16 protein-coding genes and 1 pseudogene are annotated in these 19,398 nt (G+C 37.8%); 14 read left to right on the top strand and 3 right to left on the bottom strand.

What is annotated here, in order from left to right; translation table 11 throughout:
- Positions 1–31: 31 nt before the first annotated feature.
- From ABXT51_RS08105 to ABXT51_RS08095, 3 genes are read left to right on the top strand one after another with little or no spacing between them, the layout of a single operon-like run.
- A complete protein-coding gene (locus tag ABXT51_RS08105) occupies positions 32–640 on the top strand; it encodes a LysE family translocator (protein WP_416695206.1) in 609 nt (202 codons plus the stop codon).
- Between the two features lie 17 nt (positions 641–657).
- On the top strand, positions 658–1,557 hold the full coding sequence (locus tag ABXT51_RS08100; protein ID WP_416695205.1) for a DMT family transporter: 900 nt from the start codon (positions 658–660) through the stop codon (positions 1,555–1,557).
- Positions 1,558–1,563: 6 nt separating this feature from the next.
- On the top strand, positions 1,564–2,172 hold the full coding sequence (locus ABXT51_RS08095) for a LysE family translocator (RefSeq protein WP_416695203.1): 609 nt from the start codon (positions 1,564–1,566) through the stop codon (positions 2,170–2,172).
- A 7-nt stretch (positions 2,173–2,179) separates the two neighbouring features.
- Here the strand turns inward: ABXT51_RS08095 and ABXT51_RS08090 are convergent, their stop codons facing one another.
- The 3 genes from ABXT51_RS08090 to ABXT51_RS08080 form a co-directional block, all read right to left on the bottom strand.
- Positions 2,180–2,374, bottom strand: coding sequence for a DUF1289 domain-containing protein (locus ABXT51_RS08090; protein ID WP_416695201.1), 195 nt, complete (start codon positions 2,372–2,374; stop codon positions 2,180–2,182).
- 62 nt (positions 2,375–2,436) lie between these two features.
- Positions 2,437–4,854: an FAD-dependent oxidoreductase gene (locus ABXT51_RS08085; protein ID WP_416695199.1), complete on the bottom strand. Its 2,418-nt coding sequence runs from the start codon at positions 4,852–4,854 to the stop codon at positions 2,437–2,439.
- A gap of 5 nt (positions 4,855–4,859) precedes the next feature.
- Positions 4,860–6,425, bottom strand: a complete 1,566-nt coding sequence (locus ABXT51_RS08080; RefSeq protein ID WP_416695196.1) for a trimethylamine methyltransferase family protein — start codon at positions 6,423–6,425, stop codon at positions 4,860–4,862.
- A 370-nt stretch (positions 6,426–6,795) separates the two neighbouring features.
- Here ABXT51_RS08080 and ABXT51_RS08075 point away from each other — a divergent pair, with 370 nt between their 5' ends.
- The 11 genes and pseudogenes from ABXT51_RS08075 (at position 6,796) to ABXT51_RS08025 (ending at position 19,384) form a co-directional block, all read left to right on the top strand.
- Positions 6,796–7,755 carry a sugar ABC transporter substrate-binding protein gene (locus ABXT51_RS08075; RefSeq protein WP_416677827.1) on the top strand — a complete coding sequence of 320 codons (960 nt, stop codon included), beginning with the start codon at positions 6,796–6,798 and terminating at the stop codon, positions 7,753–7,755.
- A gap of 125 nt (positions 7,756–7,880) precedes the next feature.
- Positions 7,881–8,986, top strand: a pseudogene (locus tag ABXT51_RS08070) (ABC transporter permease).
- Positions 8,986–9,750: an ATP-binding cassette domain-containing protein gene (locus ABXT51_RS08065; RefSeq protein WP_416688468.1), complete on the top strand. Its 765-nt coding sequence runs from the start codon at positions 8,986–8,988 to the stop codon at positions 9,748–9,750. The pseudogene ABXT51_RS08070 and the gene ABXT51_RS08065 overlap by 1 nt, the downstream one beginning before the upstream one ends.
- A 9-nt stretch (positions 9,751–9,759) precedes the next feature.
- Positions 9,760–10,740: an inositol 2-dehydrogenase gene (gene iolG, locus ABXT51_RS08060; RefSeq protein ID WP_416695194.1), complete on the top strand. Its 981-nt coding sequence runs from the start codon at positions 9,760–9,762 to the stop codon at positions 10,738–10,740.
- A 12-nt stretch (positions 10,741–10,752) separates the two neighbouring features.
- On the top strand, positions 10,753–11,574 hold the full coding sequence (locus ABXT51_RS08055) for a MurR/RpiR family transcriptional regulator (protein ID WP_416695192.1): 822 nt from the start codon (positions 10,753–10,755) through the stop codon (positions 11,572–11,574).
- Between the two features lie 2 nt (positions 11,575–11,576).
- The gene (gene iolB, locus ABXT51_RS08050; protein WP_416695189.1) at positions 11,577–12,374 is read left to right on the top strand and encodes a 5-deoxy-glucuronate isomerase; all 798 of its coding nucleotides are present in this window, start codon (positions 11,577–11,579) and stop codon (positions 12,372–12,374) included.
- On the top strand, positions 12,374–14,281 hold the full coding sequence (locus tag ABXT51_RS08045) for a bifunctional 5-dehydro-2-deoxygluconokinase/5-dehydro-2-deoxyphosphogluconate aldolase (RefSeq protein ID WP_416695187.1): 1,908 nt from the start codon (positions 12,374–12,376) through the stop codon (positions 14,279–14,281). The genes iolB and ABXT51_RS08045 overlap by 1 nt, the downstream gene beginning before the upstream one ends.
- A 5-nt stretch (positions 14,282–14,286) precedes the next feature.
- Positions 14,287–16,143 carry a 3D-(3,5/4)-trihydroxycyclohexane-1,2-dione acylhydrolase (decyclizing) gene (gene iolD / locus ABXT51_RS08040; RefSeq protein WP_416695184.1) on the top strand — a complete coding sequence of 619 codons (1,857 nt, stop codon included), beginning with the start codon at positions 14,287–14,289 and terminating at the stop codon, positions 16,141–16,143.
- 2 nt (positions 16,144–16,145) lie between these two features.
- Entirely contained in the window at positions 16,146–17,327 is a 1,182-nt protein-coding gene (locus ABXT51_RS08035) for a phytanoyl-CoA dioxygenase family protein (RefSeq protein ID WP_416695182.1), read from the top strand.
- 30 nt (positions 17,328–17,357) lie between these two features.
- Positions 17,358–18,263: a myo-inosose-2 dehydratase gene (gene iolE / locus ABXT51_RS08030; RefSeq protein WP_416695180.1), complete on the top strand. Its 906-nt coding sequence runs from the start codon at positions 17,358–17,360 to the stop codon at positions 18,261–18,263.
- Positions 18,260–19,384, top strand: a complete 1,125-nt coding sequence (locus tag ABXT51_RS08025; protein ID WP_416695178.1) for a Gfo/Idh/MocA family protein — start codon at positions 18,260–18,262, stop codon at positions 19,382–19,384. Before iolE ends, ABXT51_RS08025 begins: the two co-directional genes overlap by 4 nt.
- The last annotated feature ends 14 nt before the right edge of the window (positions 19,385–19,398 follow it).

Below are 19,398 nucleotides of genomic sequence, written 5' to 3'. Positions count from 1 at the left end.
TTATAGCAGATGCAATGTTTATAATCTTGCAATGGATTTACTTACCCTGCTTTCTCTAACGTTTGCTACATTTGTTTATGCAATTTCGCCAGGACCTGGCCTATTTGCAGTGCTGGCAATTTCTACAAGATATGGCCCTATTCCTGCTATGTGGCTTTCAATTGGACATACTGTTGGTGACATCATTTATGTCGCACTTGCAATGCTAGCACTCAATGTCATAGCGGGCCTAATTAGTGATAGCATGATGTACGTTAAAATTTTAGGTGCTTCATATTTAATATATATTGGCTACCAGCAGTATAGGTCAAGAGGTATTAGCTTCGAACAAACAAGTAACAAAAGTTCAATACTAAAACTTTTACTAGCAGGATTTATTGTTGGGGTTACTAACCCTAAGACCATTATTTTTTATTTATCTTTTCTACCAATCTTTATAGATTTAAATAATTTGACAGTTGCAACGGAAATTAAAGTAGTTACAGTTATTGGTATTACAGTATTCTTCGTACTCACTCTAGCAAACATCCTAGGGCTTCGATTAAGAAAACATATTGAAAATCCAGCGATTATCAAACGCGTGAATGAGATTACTGGTATTACGATGATTTTGGTTGGCTGTTTTGTGGGTCTCTACTAATATGACTTGGGAAAATAATGCTTCAATCTGAAAAAAATATGACATTTATTATGATTCTTGTTCCATTTGTGTGGGCATTGTCAGGTATCTCAGCAAAATATCTTTCCTTTTATATCGGTGAAGATGAGATTGTCGTCTACAGGTTTTTCTTATCTGTTCTTTCAACTATCCCACTTTTGATATGGATGAAAATACCTATCAAAATTAGTTTGTTTAATCTTGTGTTATCACTCGTTATTGCAATCTTTATGATTAGTAACTATCGGTTTTATTTTATGGGAATGCAAAGGGGTGCTGCGGGCCTAGGGGCTGCATTAGTTACTGTTTTGATTCCAATATTTGTCTATATCTTTATGATATTTTCAAAGAAATCTAAGCCGCTTATTAAGGACTGGGCTGCATTACTGGTGGGCACAATTGGTGTTCTTTTGATGATGAATTTTGATCAATCTAACTTGGCACTATTAATCAGTGGAGGTAATCTCTATTTTGTTTTGGCAGCTTTGGCTTATGCAGCTGTAACTATTGTTGGGGCCTATATGAAAAATATGCATGTATTGGCTTTTAACTTTTATATAAGCCTATTTGGCTTTATGATCGATTGGGTTTATTCTTATGATACAAATCTTCTCATAACTTTAATGGATATGGATTATATTTTCTGGATTAATATACTTTTTGTTTCAGTTGTAGCTGGTACTGCTATAACGGCAGTTTACTATACTGGAATAAGGGTTATAGGATCTAAAAAAACCTCGGTGTTTAGTTTACTGTCACCATTTTTTGCAATTGCTTTTGGGGCAATTTTTTTTCAAGAATCGCTAAACTTAAAAAATATTATAGGAATTATTTTGGCTGTTTCTGCCTTGTTTGTTTTAATTGATTTGAAGCTGAAAGCTTTCTTGCCGTCTAGGTAGCGGATTATGGAAATAAATATTTTTTTAGTCCTTGGTTTTACTCTTTTTGTTTTTGCAGTAACCCCTGGTCCGGGAACTCTGGCACTTCTTTCTATTTCTACTTCGAGAGGGCTAGCTTCAGCAATATTTTTTTCAATAGGAATGACGCTTGGTGATTTGTCATATTTAACTATTGTTATTTTTTCTTTAAATGCTCTAGCCGATTTGATTACACCTGTTACAAACGCGGTCCAATATTTTGGAGCCTGTTATTTATTTTATTTGGGCTATTCTCAATGGATAGCTGGAAAATTCAGTATGGATAATGAAGTTTCTGCCCAATCCCATTTGAAAGAATTACTGACTGGTTTCCTCTTGGCTGGAACTAATCCAAAGGTAATGATTTTCTATTTATCAGTCCTTCCTTCTCTGATTGATCTTAATCAAGTAAGTTTAACTTATGGATTGAAAATCGTAGCCACTGTTGCCATTTCACTGTTGCTTGGTTTGGTATTTATTGGTGTTCTAGGAAAAAAATTAAGGCAACTAATAAGTAGTCAAAAAATTGCCTTGAGGGTGAATAGGATTTTTGGAGGAATAATGATTGGTGTTGGTTTTAGCCTTTTTTATTTTTAACTATTTTTTACTCAGGAGTTGCGCTAATATCACGAGTCAATAAATCCTTCATAATTGCAGCGCGCATTTCATCTGTAAAGTCAAACCAATCAAATATTTCATTCATGTGACGATTGCAACCAATACAAAAATTATTTTCATTGTATTTACAAATACTCACGCATGGACTTTTAATCTGCCTTAATTTGTTTTGCTCACTCATACTCATTGCTTGGCTTGGTGTTTCAACAGTAATTTCAAAGGCATTTTAATCGAGTTGTGAATTTATGAACGAAGTTTTTCATTGTTGTCATCATAGGCTGCACTCATTGAGACATGACAACTGCGACTGCCTAAAGAGGTTTCAACACTAAGCTTAACTCCCTCTTCACAAAGGTTTGGTTCTAAATAAGCAAAGGCGACACTACGGCCTACTCTAAATCCATAAGCGCCACTAGTTATAATTCCACTAAGCTTATCTCCTTCAAAAACTGCTTCATTTCCAAAACACTCGGCTGGAATATCATCATCAAATATGAGGTATGCTAACTTAGTCTTAATTCCATCAATTTGTCTTTGACGGATATTTTTAGAGCCAATGAATTCACGACTCAAGTCAAGAAATCGATCCATTCCAGCTTCTAAGGCTGAAATTTCTTCAGTGAATTCTGCGCCATAAGCCCTGTACATTTTTTCTAAGCGCATGCTATTAAAGGCCTGCCCGCCAAAATCTTTTAATCCATAGGAATCACCCATTTCCATTAAAGATTCATAAATAGAAATGACTTGCCAGCTTGGCATATGAAGTTCCCACCCTAATTCACCAGCATAGGAAACTCTCATTGCAAAGACATTTGCAGAATCGATCTTAATTGTTTTACAGCTCAACCAAGAAAATCCAGTGTTGCTGAGATCTTCTTGAGTGCATTGACCTAAAATATTTCTTGCTTCAGGGCCAGTCAAGAGGAGCCCGCCCCATTCCTCAGTTAAATTTTCTATTGTGATATCAAAGTCATCTGAGTGCCACTCCAGCCACTGATAATCTTTGACTTCGGAGCCTATAGCGCCCATTAGAAGAAACTCTTCATTACTGATACGGCTAATTGTTTGCTCTGCCCTTATTCCACCCTTTGGCGCATGAAAAAGGGTTAGCCCAATTCTTCCATCTTTTGAAGGTAATTTATTACAGGATAAATTATCTAGAAATTTAAAAGCATCCTTACCAGTAATTCTAAATTTTGCAGTTCCGCTAATATCAGTTATTCCGCAGGCATTTTGAACAGCACTACACTCTTGTAATACTGCATCATGAGCTTCACTATGGGCCCACGTTAAAGTTTCATTTATTATTTCATCGGTTGTGAACCAAGAAGGCTTTTCATAGCCAGTATTGACAGTGTGTATAGCTCCCTTTTGACTCAATAAAGTGTGCAAAGCGCTTACTCTTATAGGCCGTCCATGAGGTCGATTTTCATTTGGAGAGGCAAATGAGTACATTCTTTCATACGACTCAATAGCACGTGTTGTGCAGTATGTTTTATCAGCCCATTTGTCAAAGCGACGACTATCAAGAGAAGCCATATTGAGTTCAGTCTGACCATGAACCATCCACTGAGCTAGATATTTACCAATACCGCCCTGTGCAATTCCAATACTTGCGCCACAAAGATTCCAAAAATTTTTCAACCCTTTTGCAGGGCCAACAAGTAAATTATCATCAGGAGTATGAGTAATAAGTCCATTAATTACTGTACTAATTCCCACTTCTTTAAACAAAGGAACAATGTCCATGCATCGTTCTAACCAAGGCATTAATCTTTCAAGATCACCCTCAAAGAGCTCCCTATCAAATGACCAATCTACACCATCAAGTGCCCATGGTTTAGAACCTCTTGTTTCGTAAGGACCAATTAAAAATCCACTTCCTTCTTGCCTAATATAGGAGGCTGCAATAGAATCACGAGTTACGGGCAATTCCTTAGATAGAGCTGCAATATCAGGATGGCTATCAGTAATTAAATACTGATGCTGCAAGTTAACCAGCGGCACATAAGAGCCAACCATGGCGCCTACCTGCGGTGAGAAACATCCGCCAGCATTAACTACATGTTGAGCAATAATTTTTCCTAATTCAGTAACAACTTCATATTCACCACTTGGAAGGATATTGATATCAATCACTCGATTAAAGTTACTAACTTCAGCGCCTGCTTTTTTACTAAGTTGTGCTAATTGGGTGACTACCGTTGTAGGATCTACATGGCCATCATTGGGTGTATATAAAATACTTCTGGCTTTATCAAAATTCATTAATGGATTGATAATTGAGGCCTCTTCTTTCGAGACAAAACGCATTTCACAGCCAATATGATTTGCTTTACTCAAAATATTATTAAACCACTGTTCTTCAACCTTGTCATGCCCAACCCGAAGTGAGCCAGTTTTATGAAATGAGGAGTCAAGACCAGTTTTTTCAGGCAAGATCTCATCATAAAGTTTTATTGTATATTCGTGAATACTTGAAAGGGTATGGTTGCCATTAAAGTTTGGACATAGGCCTGCTGCATGCCAGGTAGAGCCGCTTGTGAGTTCACCTTTTTCAATAAGGACAACATCAGTCCAGCCTTCTTGAGTAAGATGATACATAAGGTTAACACCTAGTGATCCGCCGCCAATGATGACTACTTGAGCATGTGATTTCATATTAATTATTTATTTTTAAAAGGTTTACGGCCAATATCTTTTCTGCTTAATTTAATATTAAACTTTTCGCGTATTTTTTGGTCAACGTCATCACTAATATGACTTGGAAAGTGCTCCGATAGTATTTCTTTTTTTTGCTTGATTGCTTTTTCTAGTAGCACAGGTTTGCCCATATCAGCCCAATCATTTGGACTGTCTCTATCACTTAAATCAGGAAAGATATACTCACTTTGCATAACGCTAATTGTTAAATCTGATCCAAGATAGTGAGCTTTATTATTCAAACAAACATCTTTAATCGTTTCAAAACAAAGCGACTCTTCACTATCGTCGCTGAACCCTTTTGTCATTCTCATTGACGCGCCCAATAAATCATTATCCATCAGCAAACTTTCAGGACATGTACCTAAAAGACTTGCATACATTCCAGCGGATTCATAAATTATATTAGCACCAGCAATTGCTGTGACTGCATGAGTAGATGCTCTTTCTGACCCCGCTTGAAAATCTGGGAATTTAGAGTCTGTCATTCCTGCAGGCGTTCCAGTTGGTAGGTTTAAAAAGTTGCCCATCTGCGCACAAGCTGCTGAAATTAATCCTTGTTCTGGAGAGCCTCCACACATTGATCCAGTTCTTAAGTCAGACACAAAAGGCCAAGTTCCAAGAATTGCCGGTGCACCTGGTTTGATGGCATTCACATATACCAGTCCACCAAGACATTCAGCCCAAGCCTGGGACACAACGCCAGGAAGAAGAGGAGGTGCTGTTGCCCCAGCTTGACCTGCTGATAGAAGTAATATTGGCATGCCACCTTCAACGCCAACACGAACACATTCTAAAGACTCTTCTGCAAATTTCATTGGAGGCACTACATGGCAATTACTCATGCTTAAAAACGGCCTTTCACACCATTTTTCTTCACTTCCAGCAATAATATGAAGCATTTCAAGCGCATCAGTTACGTGCTGAGCTTCTGTAAAGCTTGCGCCTAAATGCTTCTCAGTTCCCATTGCCACACAATAAACTGAGTTTTGATCCATCTCACGGGGACTAGCAATGTCTCTCAAAACACAAGTTCGTTGAAACATATGAATGTGTTCACACTGATCTGCAATTCTAGCCATATCGTATAGATCTTGACTTTCAGATTCTCGATACTCGTTGTTCTCAGGGTCGGCAATAAGAACTGCAGCGCCAGCAGTTGAGAAGTGAACTCTTGAGCCACTTAAATCTAAATCATGTTTTGGGGATTGCCCATGAAGAGTGAGATTTCGCTGTGAAAGGTTCATGGCTTTTTCAACTACTTTTTTTGGCATTCTTAATCTACCATCATCTCCTAGAATAGCGCCAAAAGCAACGCAAGTTTCAATACAGTGGGGCGTGGCATCACCAAATCCAATTTCTTCTAGAATTCGAAAAATATTAGCTTCAATATCAATAACTTGTTTGTCACTAAGGGGTTTATATCTTCCACCAATCTCACCCGGTAAAACAGGCTTTTTTTCTTCTGCTAGTGGGGCACTTCTTAGTGCAATTCTTGCTTCTCTTCCACCTGATTTTCTTCTTGTCATAATAGTGATTTGAGTTGAACTATAAATCACATTTTGATACTAAATCAAAGCACTGTCAATTGTTTTTTTATTGTAGGGTTAAAGTACCTATACGAAGCTAAATTTACCGTTATTAATTATTCATCCTTACCGCTTTCAAAATGAAATTATGCGCCTTTTCTTATCTCAGAAGGTCGCCTTGAGGTAATAGTTTTAAGTTGAGTATAGAATTGAACGCCTTCCATGCCATGAAACATATGTTCTATTTTCTAAATATTAGAAAACATATATATCTCTTCATGTATACTCCAAATATTGAAGTTCTAAAAATCCTTCAATATTGGGGTCAATCGTGACTTCAAAAAAACTTATAGAAAGGAGATACAAAATTATGTTGAAAATTAATAAATATGTCTCAAGTCTATTTCTTTCAGTTTTTGTTCTTTTCGGAACAACTGTGGGAAGTACGGCAGCGATGGCAGATGGTGAAAAGTTTGTACTAATTAGCCATGCACCAGATTCTGATTCATGGTGGAATACAATTAAAAATGCAATTGAAATTGCTGGTGAGCAAATGGGTGTCGATGTTGATTATCGTAACCCAACTACAGGAGATCTTGCTGATATGGCACGTATCGTTGAGCAGGCTGCTGCAAGCAACCCTGATGGTATTATTGTTACGATTGCTGATTATGACGTCCTAAAAGGACCAATTACTTCAGCTATAGCAAAAGGAATCCCAGTTGTAACAATTAACTCTGGTACTCGTGAGCAATCTGAAATGCTAGGAGCATTAGCGCACATTGGTCAGCCTGAGTATGATGCTGGTTTTGGTGCTGGTAAGAGAGCAAAAGCTGCTGGAGCAACAAAGTTTTTATGTGTTAATCACTTCTTTACAAACCCGGTATCAGTTGATCGTTGCCAGGGCTATGCAGATGCTCTTGGTGTAGATCTTGGAAATCAAATGATCGACTCTGGACAAGATCCAACAGAAATAAAAAATAAAGTTATGGCTCATCTTAGATCAAATCCTGATACAGATGCAATTCTTACTTTAGGTCCAACTTCTGCTCATCCAACGCTTTCAGCTTTAGATGATATGGGTCGTTCGGGCGATATTTATTTTGGTACTTTTGATCTTTCTGGTGAGATTGCAGCTGCTGTTAAAGCAGATGTTATTTCTTTCGCTATTGATCAACAGCCGTACTTACAAGGATATCTTCCAGTTGTAATGTTGACTAACTTGTCAAGATATGGCGTATGGCCTTCTGGTGCAATTAACTCTGGCCCTGGATTTATCACTAAGAGTAATATTAGCTTAGTTGAAAAATATGCAGGCGTTTACCGTTAATAGTTAATTTAGTTTATTAACGTGCTACCCACCATAATCTTAAATTGGTGGGTAGCATTTTTTTTATCTTTATCAGGTTTAAAGTTCAAATTTAACTATTTTGAATAAACCAATAGGATCAAATCATGTCTACAATTGAAAAAAAAATTTCATTAATTCGTTCTAAATTTAGTGTCGCATTACTTCGTCCTGACTTAGGTGCAATTGTTGGAGTTGTATTAGTTTTTCTATTCTTTTTTTAGTAGCCCGAGATACGGGGATGTTTTCATTAGAAGGCTCTATGAATTGGGGAATCGTGTCTTCACAGTTTATCATTATTGCTGTTGGCGCTTGCCTTCTCATGATCGCTGGAGAATTTGATCTATCAGTAGGGTCAATGATCGGTTTTGCAGGAATTGTCATAGCAGTGACCTCAGTAGTTTGGGGTTGGCCAGTATGGCTTAGTATCCTTATAGCATTCGTTGTTTCGATGTCTATAGGTGCATTAATTGGCTACATTACAGTCAAAACAAATTTACCTTCTTTTATTGTGAGTCTTGCATTTTTATATATCCTGCGAGGCATGACAATCTTTATTGCAATCATAAGTACGAAAAAAACCATTATTGGTGGAGTTACAGAGGTCGCTGAAAATGACTGGTTAGCACCAATTTTTGGTGGCAAGATATTTACAGGCGTATTTGACTGGCTTGCTGAGCAAGGCATAATTCAAACGTTTGTCGCTGGCACAAAGGCTGGTCAGCCAGTTGTATCGGGTATCCCAATGATGATGGTTTGGGCTATAGGACTCGTTATTTTTGCACATTTTTTATTAACAAAAACTCGGTTTGGTAACTGGATCTATGCCTCAGGCGGTGATGCACAAGCTGCTCGTCATATAGGTGTCCCAGTAAACAGAGTTAAAATATTGATGTTTGTCTTTACAGCTTTTTGTGCGACTGTATTTGCAACCACCCAGGTTATTGAGTTTGGTTCAGCTTCAGCGGATAGAGGAATTCTAAAAGAGTTTGAGGCAATTATTTCAGTTGTTATAGGCGGCGCTTTATTAACGGGTGGCTACGGTTCAGTTATTGGAGCTGCACTAGGAGCAGTCATATTTGGAGTAGTTCAACAAGGCTTATTTTTTATTGGAGTAGAGAGTTCTTTGTTTAGAGTGTTCTTAGGTGTTCTTCTATTGTTAGCGGTGATTCTTAATACTCACGTTCGTAAATTAATTACTGGGGCAAAATGATGAGTGATTTACCGTTAATGGAACTTAAAGATATCCATAAGAGCTTCGGAAATGTAGATGCTCTAAAAGGGGTTTCAATCTCTATTAATGCTGGAGAATGTCATTGTTTATTGGGTGATAACGGAGCAGGAAAATCTACATTTATTAAAATCATGTCTGGCGTTCATCAGCCAACAAGTGGCCAGATCAATATTAACGGAAAAGAGACTGAAATTAATAACCCTCGAGATGCAATTGATGCTGGCATTGCAACGGTTTATCAAGACTTGGCTTTAATTCCATTAATGTCGGTTTCTCGAAATTTTTGGCTTGGCAGGGAGTTGACAAAAAAAGTGGGCCCAATCACTGTCATGGATTTTGAGAAATGCAACTCAATTTTGATGACTGAAATGGACAAAATGGGAATTCAATTGCGTGACCCTACTCAATCAATTGGGACTCTGTCTGGGGGCGAAAGGCAAACTGTTGCTATTGCCCGTGCTGTATTTTTTGGCGCCAAAATATTGATACTTGATGAGCCAACTTCAGCCCTGGGAGTTTATCAAACCTCAAATGTGCTAAAAACTATTGAAAGGGTTCGAGAAAAAGGTGTTGCGGTAGTATTTATTTCTCATAATGTTTCCCACGCTTTGGCAGTGGGGGATAAGTTTACGGTTTTATCTCGAGGTGAGACTCTAGGTACTGCTAAAGCAGGTGAAATTGATTTCCAAGAATTACAAGCCATGATGTCTGGTAATAAAGAATTATCAGTATTAAAAAAATAGAGGTTAATTATGAAAATATGTCTAATTGGTGCCGGTCGCATAGGAGCAGTTCATGCTATCGCGATAGCCAGTGATGAAAACGCTAATCTCCACTCTGTTGTAGATTTTCATCAAGAGTCTGCCGAAAAGCTTGCGAATAAATACAATGCTATCACTCTTTCAATGGATGAGGCATTTGAAAATAATGAAATAGATGCTTTTATTATTGCTAGCAGTACTTCTACCCATGCAGACCTTATAGAAAAATGTGCTAAAGTTGGTAAGCCTGTTTTTTGTGAAAAACCTATAGATCTAAGTCTTGATAGAGCATTAGCGTGCGCTAAAGCTGTTGAAGAAAGTGGTATTGTATGTATGTTAGGATTTAATAGACGTTTTGATCCTCATATGGCTAGTTTAAAAAATAAAGTTGATGCAAATGTAATTGGTTTAATTCAGTCTTTAATAATAACTTCTCATGATCCTGAGCCACCTTCAATGGACTATATCGCAGGGTCCGGTGGTTTATTTCACGATATGATGATCCATGATTTTGATATGGCGTGTTGGATTCTTAATGACACTCCAAGAAGTATCTATGTTTCTGCTAATGCTGCAAATGATGATGTTGCTAAGCAGGGAGATGTTGATACAGCAAGTGTAATAATGAATATGAATAAGGGGGCAATAGTTACTATTATTAATGGTCGACAAGCCTCCTTTGGTTATGATCAGAGAATTGAAGCTTTTGGTGAGACAGGCATGCTTCAAGTAAAAAATGTCCTTGAAGATAGTGTTATTTTAAGTAACTCATCTGGAATTAAGCAGACCAAAAACCAACACTTTTTTTTAGAAAGATATGGAAAAGCGTTCCACAATGAACTAGTGCATTTTATGGAATCATTTCAGTCTGGTACTCAGCCTAGTGTTAATATTTCTGATGGGGTTATTGCGTTAAAAATTGCTGAAGCTGCTAAAGAGTCACTCCAAAGTGGCAACTCAATTAATTTATAGATTTTAAATAGAATGCCTCCACAAGATATTAATGATTTAAATAGCTTGCTTCAAGAAAGCTATCCAAGATTAAGCAAAAAAATGAAGTTGATTGCTTTCTATGTAATTGATCAGCCACAAAACCTTGCAATAAATACCTTGGCGGTTATTGCGTCAGAAATTGGAGTATACCCTTCAACCCTAGTCCGCTTTGCAAAACACTTTGGTTTTAGTGGTTTTGCTGAACTACAAGATCTATTTAAGGTCAAAATTTCACAATCTCCTATTAACTATCGACAACGCATCACGGACGTGAAAAAAGTTACTGAAACAAGTGTGTCTACAAATAGTTCAAATATCTTTAAAGAAATTACGAGTCGCAATATTGTTGCTACAGAATTACTTTCTGAGCAAATAGATGTTCAGTTAATAGAAGAAACAGTGAAGGCATTGTGTGATGCTAGAGAAGTAATTTTGTGCGGTACAAATAGAGCCCAACCTGTAGCAAATTACTTTTATTACATGTTAAACAATCTCGGTATACGATGTCGTATTGCTAATGATGTAAATGAAGTGGAGAACCTTTCAAATTGGCTTGATGACAAAACAGTATTCATTGCAATTACTTATAATCCTTACAATACGATGACAACAGAAGCAGTTAAAGAGGCAAAAAATTCAAAAGCAAAGGTAATTTTGCTGACCGATACAGAGCTCAATCCTATTGCTCATTTAGCAGATTTTTTATTTAGCATTCATGAGGCAGAAATTCATACTTTTAGGTCTTTAGGGGCCACAATGTGTCTCGTTCAGGCTATATGTATATCAATTGGCTATCATCAACAAGGAAATTAAATATGTCACTTTTATCTCGCCCTAAATTAAGTTCAAATGGTTGTTATCAAGACATTACTCCAAAATCAGCAAATTGGGATTTTGTTGGATTTAAAGCTTATGAGCTGGAGCCTGAACAAACTTTAAATTTAATAGAAATTGAAAATGAATTATGCCTAATAATTTTATCGGGGAAGGCCGATATAAAAGTTGAAGATGATACTTTTTCTAATATTGGCGATAGAATGAGCGTATTTGAAGATCTTAAGCCACATGCATTATATGTTCCTAATAACAACCAAGTAACCATCAAAGCGACAACCAAGCTAGAGCTTGCAATTGCAATGGCACCTGGTTTTGGTAACTATCCTGTAAGACATATAAAGCCTGAAGAAATGACTAATGAGGTGCGGGGAGAAGGTAGTAATACAAGGTCTATTTGTAATATCTTGCCAGAACAAGATGAGGCTGATAGCCTTTTGGTTGTTGAAGTTAAAACTCCTGCAGGTAATTGGTCGAGCTATCCACCTCATAAGCATGACTCAGACAACATTCCAGTTGAGACTTATCTTGAGGAAACCTATTATCATCGGATTAACCCATCGCAAGGTTTTGTTTTCCAGCGAGTCTATACTGATGATTTGTCTATTGATGAAACTATGGCAGTAGAAGATAAATGTGTTGTATTAGTTCCATCTGGATACCATCCTGTTGGGGTTCCTTATGGGTATGACTCTTACTATTTAAATGTAATGGCGGGCCCAAAACGTAAATGGATTTTTAAGAATCACCCCGATCATCAATGGATGTTAGATAAATAATGAAAGCACTTGATGTTATTTGCCTAGGGCGCGCTGCAGTAGATTTATACGGGCAACAAATTGGATCTACTCTTGAAGGTATGGGGAGTTTCGCAAAATATCTTGGAGGCTCTTCTGCAAATATTGCTTATGGCTCTTCAAAATTAGGGCTAAAGTCTGCAATGATCTGCAGAGTTGGTGATGAGCATATGGGAAGATTTGTGCGGAATGAATTAGCAAGTGTCGGCGTTGATGTTTCGCATGTTGTCACAGACAAAGATCGATTAACAGCTTTAGTTGTCCTAGGTATACAAAATAAAGACACTTTCCCGCTTATTTTTTATCGAAACGATTGCGCTGATATGGCAGTTGACATAAAAGACTTTTCAGCCGAATTTATCGCTAGCAGTAAAGCGCTTTTAATTACAGGGACACACTTTTCTTCTGACAATACATATAAGACAAGTATGAAGGCTATTGAGTTCGCTAAAGCAGGGGGCACTCAGGTAATTGTAGACATCGATTATCGGCCTGTTTTATGGGGTTTAACAGGACTGGGTGATGGGGAGTCTCGTTTTATTGCAAGCGCTGATGTAAGCAAGCACATACAAACTATACTGCCTTATTGTGACGTAATTGTGGGCACTGAAGAGGAGATACATATTGCTGGTGGAAGTGAGGATACAGTTACTGCTTTAAAGAAAGTTCGAGAGGTAAGTGATGCTATTATTATTTTAAAACTTGGACCATTGGGGTGCACAGTAATTAGTGGTGATATTCCAAATAACTCAGGTGAGTTTGAAGTTATCAAAGGTAATAAAGTAGATATATTAAATGTTCTGGGTGCTGGCGATGCTTTCATGTCTGGATTTTTGCGTGGTTACTTGAGAAATGAAAGTCTTGAGAAGAGTGCCAATTATGCAAATGCATCTGGAGCTCTAGTGGTCTCTAGACATGGTTGTGCGCCAGCGATTCCAAGTGAGCAAGAACTCTTTTATTATCTAGATAATGCGCATAATATTCCAGATCCAAGTCAAGACAAAGAGCTTAATCATCTTCATAGAGTTAGTTCAAGAAGCATTGCTCGATCTGAGATTTTTGGCTTCGCTTTTGATCATCGTAAGCAGCTCTATGACCTAGCAATTGATTGTGGAGAGAGCCCTAAGCGTGTAGTTAAGCTAAAAAATTTATTTTTAAATTCTATTGAAGAGACTATTAAGAGAAGTAATATTGATGAGAATAGTGTGGGTGTATTAATCGATGACACTTATGGTGAAGAAGCGCTTCACTCTATTGCTGAAAGGTCATGGTGGATTGGAAGGCCTGTGGAGCTTCCAGGCTCTTGTCCTTTAGAGTTTGAGGGAGGAGGATCGATTGGATCGAAACTCCAGTCTTGGCCACTTACGCATGTTGTAAAGTGCTTGATGTTTTATCATATCAATGATCCTATTGAATTGAGGTTAAAGCAAGAATCGAAAATTATAGAGCTCAATTCTGCTTGTATTAAAAGTGGACATCAATTGTTATTAGAGATCATTCTACCTGGGGACTTGGAAGAGCATGAATCAACTATTCCACAAATACTAAATAGGCTTTATGGTCTTGGTATCAAGCCGGATTGGTGGAAATTGCCAGCACTGAAAGACAAGTCATGGGAGCAAGTGAGCGATGTGATATTACAAAATGATGCGCACTGTGAAGGTGTGTTATTATTAGGTCAATCAGCATCTATGGATGCTGTAAAAAGTTCTTTTGAGGATGCCTCAAAACATAAAATTTGCAAAGGTTTTACTGTTGGTAGGACAATTTTTTATGAGCCAGCCAAGCAGTGGATGGAAAAAAAGATAAGTGATCAAGAGTTGATTGATTTAGTGTCCAATAATTACATAGAACTAATTAAATCTTGGAAAAAATATAGAGAGGAGTAAAGACTATGAAAACAGTCAGACTGACAATGTCACAGGCTATCGTTAGATATTTATCAGCCCAATATATAGAGATTGATGATGAAATACATCCATTATTTGCTGGAGTTTTTGCTATTTTTGGACATGGCAATGTTGCTGGAATGGGTCAGGCATTGTCAGAGTGTGAAGACTGGCTTCCTACATTTCGTGGCCATAGTGAGCAAGGAATGGTTCATTCAGCAATTGCTTATGCAAAGGCTAATAATAGACAAAGAATAATGGCTTGTACAAGTTCAATTGGACCTGGCGCAACTAATATGATTACATCTGCAGCATTAGCCCATGTAAATAGACTGCCAGTGTTATTGTTGCCTGGTGATTATTTTGCAAGCCGCACTCCAGATCCTGTTCTTCAGCAACTAGAAGATTTCTCAGACCCTACAGTCAGCGTTAATGATTGCTTCAGGCCAGTTAGTCGATATTTTGATCGAATTATGAGGCCCGAGCAAATAATTAATAGTTTACCTGTGGCAATTCAAACACTGCTAGACCCAGAAAATTGTGGCCCAGTAACTTTATCTTTGCCTCAAGATGTGCAGGCTGAAGCATTCGATTATCCTGAAGAATTCTTTACTCAAAAAACTCACTCAATTCGCCAGATTAAACTTGATGATGCTGAATTAGACCATGCAATAGAGTTGTTAATTAAATCAAAAAGACCTTTAATAATTGCAGGTGGAGGGGTTCATTATGCTAAGGCCTGTGAGGACTTACAACATTTTGCCAAACAACACCAAATACCAGTTGCCGAGACATCTGCTGGAAAAGGTGCCTTGGCTTGGGACCACTCTAGCTATGTTGGCGCTATTGGGGTTACCGGATCAAATGCAGCAAATAATATGGCAAAAAAAGCGGATTTAGTTTTGGCCATTGGTACACGCTTAAATGATTTCAATTCTGGCTCCAGAGCGTTATTTTCAAGCACAACTATAGTGCAGTTAAATGTAGCCCGTTTTGATGCAATAAAACACAATGCATTGCCATTATGGGGCGATGCAAAGCTTGGAATTCAACAATTAGATATGAAGCTATCTGATTGGAAAGCGAGTCAAGAATGGGAAGACTTAGCGCATGAAGAAAGCAGTAAATGGAATAACTATTATGATGAAATAACTTCAATAAAGAGCACATCACAAACTATGGATTCACTGCCAACTGACGCCCAAGTTTTGGGAGAGTTAAAGCGAAATGGAAAGGCGACAGATATAGTTGTTTGTGCTGCAGGAAGTCTTCCTGGTGAACTTCACAAGCTTTGGAGGACTGAGCAAACGGGCGGCTATCATGCGGAGTATGGATTTTCTTGTATGGGCTATGAAATAGCTGGCGGTCTTGGCGTAAAAATGGCTGAGCCTGAGCGAGAAGTAATTGTTCTTGTAGGAGATGGGTCATATTTGATGCTTAATTCAGAATTAGCAACAAGCGTAATGTTGGGACAAAAAATAATTGTAGTTGTTTTAGATAATCGAGGTTTTTCTTGTATTAATCGACTGCAAAATGCAACTGGAAACCGATCATTTAATAATTTATTGAAGGATTGTGAAAGTATTGATGACGGCCATCCAAATGTCAATTTTGCTCTTCATGCGCAGTCTTTAGGAGCGAACTCTGAACATATTGAAAATATTAATGAATTAGCTTCAGCTCTGGAACGTGCCCGTTTATCTTCAAAATCTTATCTTATTAGCTTAGTGACTGATTCTCATAAAATAAGTCCAGAAGGTGGATGTTGGTGGGAGGTTGCCGTTCCTGAGGTTTCGTCAAATAAAAATGGCGATGAAGTCTATAACTCTTATAAGAAAGGGAAAAAACAACAACCTTATTAAATATGAACAAAGAAGCTTTAAAATCAACTAATAGCCAAGTTTTTTTCAGTGAGTCTGATATAAATTATGATGACCTAAAGAAAGTCTGCTCTCAAAAAACTCTAAAAAATGACTACCCATTATCCGAATCAGTTATAAATAATGTGGTCGTTTATGATGCAAAAAACTTTACTTCATTTATTGGAAATAAAGAAAAAGAAAAAGAACTAAAAACTGAGTTATTTCATGCCTTAGAAAGTGGTCCAGGGGTTTTTGTTATTCGCAATCTTTATAAACATGAAGTTTTAGATCAGAGCAATAGGATTTTTGAGAAAATTACTCAAAAAGAGACTGGAACTAGCAATGACCATTTCGCTTCTGGAACAAATACAAGGATATGGAATAGTTTTCAAAAAGTTGCGTTGGTGGATCCTGATGCATTTATTAGTTACTATTCAAATGATATTTTAAAGTTAGTTGCAGAGTCCTGGTGTGGGCCAAATTCTCAAATGACTGCGCAAGTTAATATTGTAAGACCTGGCGGTGAAATGCAAAAACCACACCGTGATTACCATTTAGGGTTTCAAGAAAATAAAGTTGTTGAGCTGTTTCCTATTTCAGCTCACCGCCTTTCAAACTATTTAACTCTGCAAGGTGGGGTCGCACACACCGACATGCCTTTAGAAACTGGGCCCACGATTGTTTTGCCTTATTCGCACCACTTCGACTTAGGCTACCTTGCCTGGAGAGATGATGCATGTACTGAATTTTTTAATACAAATGCAGTTCAAAATCAAATGAATAAAGGCGATGGTATTTTTTTTAATCCTGCTTTATTGCATGGAGCTGGGTCTAACACTTCAAATGACTTTCATAGGATCGGCAACCTTTTACAAATTTCATCTCCTTTTGGTAAGACTATGGAGAGTATAAATTACATTAAAATTCTTGAGCGTATTTACCCATTCCTACTGGAGCATTCAATTAAAAAAACTCTTTCAGAAAAACTAATTGAAAATGTCCTTATTTGCGCGACAGATGGCTATGCATTTCCAACAAACCTTGACTATGATCAAAATTCAAACTCTAAGTTGCAGGGTATGAGCATGTTTGAACTTACTAAGCAATCGCTTCTAGATATAGTTAGTCTAGAGGAATTTAGTTTAAAGCTTTTGGAGCTTCAGCAATTTAGACTTGCTGATTAAATAATATTAACATTAATTTGGAGAAGTAAGATGAGTGTAAAAATTGGTGTTAGTCCGATTTCATGGACTAACGATGATATGCCTGAACTTGGCAAAGATACTACAGTAGAGCATTGCTTAACAGAGGGAAAACAAGCCGGTTATCGTGGATTTGAATTAGGAGGTAAGTGGCCTAAGGATTCGGAAATACTAAGGCCATTATTTGATAAATATAGTATGGACGTAGTTTCTAGTTGGTTTTGTGGGGGCTTATTAGCAGACAGTCTTGAAGATGAGATAGAAAGAATAACACCTCACATGAATCTTCTTAAAGATATGGGTACGGAAGTAATTGTTTATTGTGAAATGGACTCTTGTGTTCATGGAGATATTAGTTCGCCACTCTCAAAACGCCCTATCCTTGATGATGGACAATGGGAAGAGTGGACTGAAAAGTTGAGTCAGCTAGCTAAATATACTTTGTCGAATGGAATGAAGCTTGCTTATCATCATCACATGGGAACAGTTGTTCAAATCGAAGAAGAAATAGACAAGCTAATGGCTATGACAACTACTGATCTTGGTTTAGTATTTGATACTGGTCATTTAATTTATGCTGGCGCTGATCCTTTAGAAGTTTATAAAAAACACAACGATAGAGTTATGCATATTCACTGTAAAGATGTTCGAGATGAAATATTAAACCACTCACTAGATACTGATTCAAGTTTTTTAAACTCAGTATTGAGTGGAGTTTATACAGTTCCTGGGGACGGTGATTTTAATTTTTCTGAGCTATTTAAAATGGTGGGCGAAGCCAACTTCAGTGGCTGGGTAGTTGTAGAGGCTGAACAAGACCCGGCTAAGGCTCACCCATTAACCTATGTGACAATGGGGTATAAAAATATTAAAAGTTACTGTGAAAAATTTGGAATTCAAATAGAGGAAAGAGAATGAAAACTATAGGTGTAGGAGTTATTGGTACCGCTTTTATGGGCAAAGCCCATTCTATTGCTTATGCAGCAGCTGGGAGTGTTTTTGGTGATGGCTTAAGACCTAGTTTGGAGATGATTTGTGATTACAACCCTGAAAGAGCTGAAGTGATGCGAACTGAAATGGGATTCTCTCGTTGCACCTCTGATTGGATGGATGTGGTCAATGACCCAAAGGTCCAGTTGATTTCAGTATGTGTTCCCAATTCGCTTCATAAAGAAATTTCAGTAGCTGCCCTCAAACTTGGTAAGCATGTTTGGTGTGAAAAGCCGATGTCAACTAATTTAGCAGACTCTGAAGCTATGCTCGCAGCTGCTCTAGCTAGCAATGCACAAACTATCTTAGGCTACAACTATACTCAAAATCCTGCTGTTCAAAGTGCTAGAGAGCTCATTGAAGAAGGCGCTATAGGTCGAGTAATTGGATTTCATGGGATTTATGATGTTGATAATGAAGCTGATCCAGATAGACCTCATTCATGGCGTATGAATCGTGAAGCTTCTGGCTCTGGTGCAAATGCTGATGTTATGTGTCATTTGGTTAGTATGGCTCACTATATGACGGGTAGTTCAATAACTCGACTAGTGGGAGATTACGATACAGTCCATAAGGAGCGTTCGGATCCAGAGAATCCAGGACAAACATTGCCAGTTGATAACGATGATGTGTGCACTGCATTGGCTCACTTTGAGAGTGGAATCAAGGGGACATTGCGCGTCAGTCGAGTAGCATGGGGAAGAAAGTGTGGATTAAGTTGGGAAATACATGGCTCTCAAGGCATGATTTGTCATGACCAAGAGCGTTTAAATGAAGTTAAGCTTTATACAAGAAGTGATGATCCAAGACAGGAGGGCTTTAAAACAATATTGAGTGGCCCAGCGCAACCACCATATGATGCGTTTTTACCCAATGCAGGCCACAGTCTTGGCTTTATTGATGTAAAGGTTTGTGAGCTTAAACATTTACTTGATTCAATTGAAACGGGTCAGTCAGTATGGCCAAACTTTGCCGACGGTTTAAAAATCGAAAAAGTTATGGATGCAATAGACCGTTCTGCAATGACTGGAAAGTGGTTGGATGTCTGAAACAAAACTATCAC

It is taken from the genome of Candidatus Pseudothioglobus sp. Uisw_050_01 (assembly GCF_048085775.1).
In the GTDB taxonomy this organism is placed as follows: domain Bacteria; phylum Pseudomonadota; class Gammaproteobacteria; order PS1; family Pseudothioglobaceae; genus Pseudothioglobus.
Note: the sequence above shows the minus strand (reverse complement) of the source record. Positions and strands in the feature narration are given on the sequence as shown.

What these genes read in the sequence shown, in the direction of transcription:
- ABXT51_RS08055 (WP_416695192.1), top strand. Translation starts at nt 10,753, where the DNA reads ATGCCTCCACAAGATATTAATGATTTAAATAGCTTGCTTCAAGAAAGC.
- ABXT51_RS08080 (WP_416695196.1), bottom strand. Translation starts at nt 6,425, where the DNA reads ATGACAAGAAGAAAATCAGGTGGAAGAGAAGCAAGAATTGCACTAAGA.
- iolD (WP_416695184.1), top strand. Translation starts at nt 14,287, where the DNA reads ATGAAAACAGTCAGACTGACAATGTCACAGGCTATCGTTAGATATTTA.
- iolB (WP_416695189.1), top strand. Translation starts at nt 11,577, where the DNA reads ATGTCACTTTTATCTCGCCCTAAATTAAGTTCAAATGGTTGTTATCAA.
- iolG (WP_416695194.1), top strand. Translation starts at nt 9,760, where the DNA reads ATGAAAATATGTCTAATTGGTGCCGGTCGCATAGGAGCAGTTCATGCT.
- ABXT51_RS08025 (WP_416695178.1), top strand. Translation starts at nt 18,260, where the DNA reads ATGAAAACTATAGGTGTAGGAGTTATTGGTACCGCTTTTATGGGCAAA.
- ABXT51_RS08035 (WP_416695182.1), top strand. Translation starts at nt 16,146, where the DNA reads ATGAACAAAGAAGCTTTAAAATCAACTAATAGCCAAGTTTTTTTCAGT.
- ABXT51_RS08065 (WP_416688468.1), top strand. Translation starts at nt 8,986, where the DNA reads ATGAGTGATTTACCGTTAATGGAACTTAAAGATATCCATAAGAGCTTC.
- ABXT51_RS08090 (WP_416695201.1), bottom strand. Translation starts at nt 2,374, where the DNA reads ATGAGTGAGCAAAACAAATTAAGGCAGATTAAAAGTCCATGCGTGAGT.
- ABXT51_RS08100 (WP_416695205.1), top strand. Translation starts at nt 658, where the DNA reads ATGCTTCAATCTGAAAAAAATATGACATTTATTATGATTCTTGTTCCA.
- ABXT51_RS08045 (WP_416695187.1), top strand. Translation starts at nt 12,374, where the DNA reads ATGAAAGCACTTGATGTTATTTGCCTAGGGCGCGCTGCAGTAGATTTA.
- ABXT51_RS08085 (WP_416695199.1), bottom strand. Translation starts at nt 4,854, where the DNA reads ATGAAATCACATGCTCAAGTAGTCATCATTGGCGGCGGATCACTAGGT.
- ABXT51_RS08075 (WP_416677827.1), top strand. Translation starts at nt 6,796, where the DNA reads ATGTTGAAAATTAATAAATATGTCTCAAGTCTATTTCTTTCAGTTTTT.
- ABXT51_RS08095 (WP_416695203.1), top strand. Translation starts at nt 1,564, where the DNA reads ATGGAAATAAATATTTTTTTAGTCCTTGGTTTTACTCTTTTTGTTTTT.
- ABXT51_RS08105 (WP_416695206.1), top strand. Translation starts at nt 32, where the DNA reads ATGGATTTACTTACCCTGCTTTCTCTAACGTTTGCTACATTTGTTTAT.
- iolE (WP_416695180.1), top strand. Translation starts at nt 17,358, where the DNA reads ATGAGTGTAAAAATTGGTGTTAGTCCGATTTCATGGACTAACGATGAT.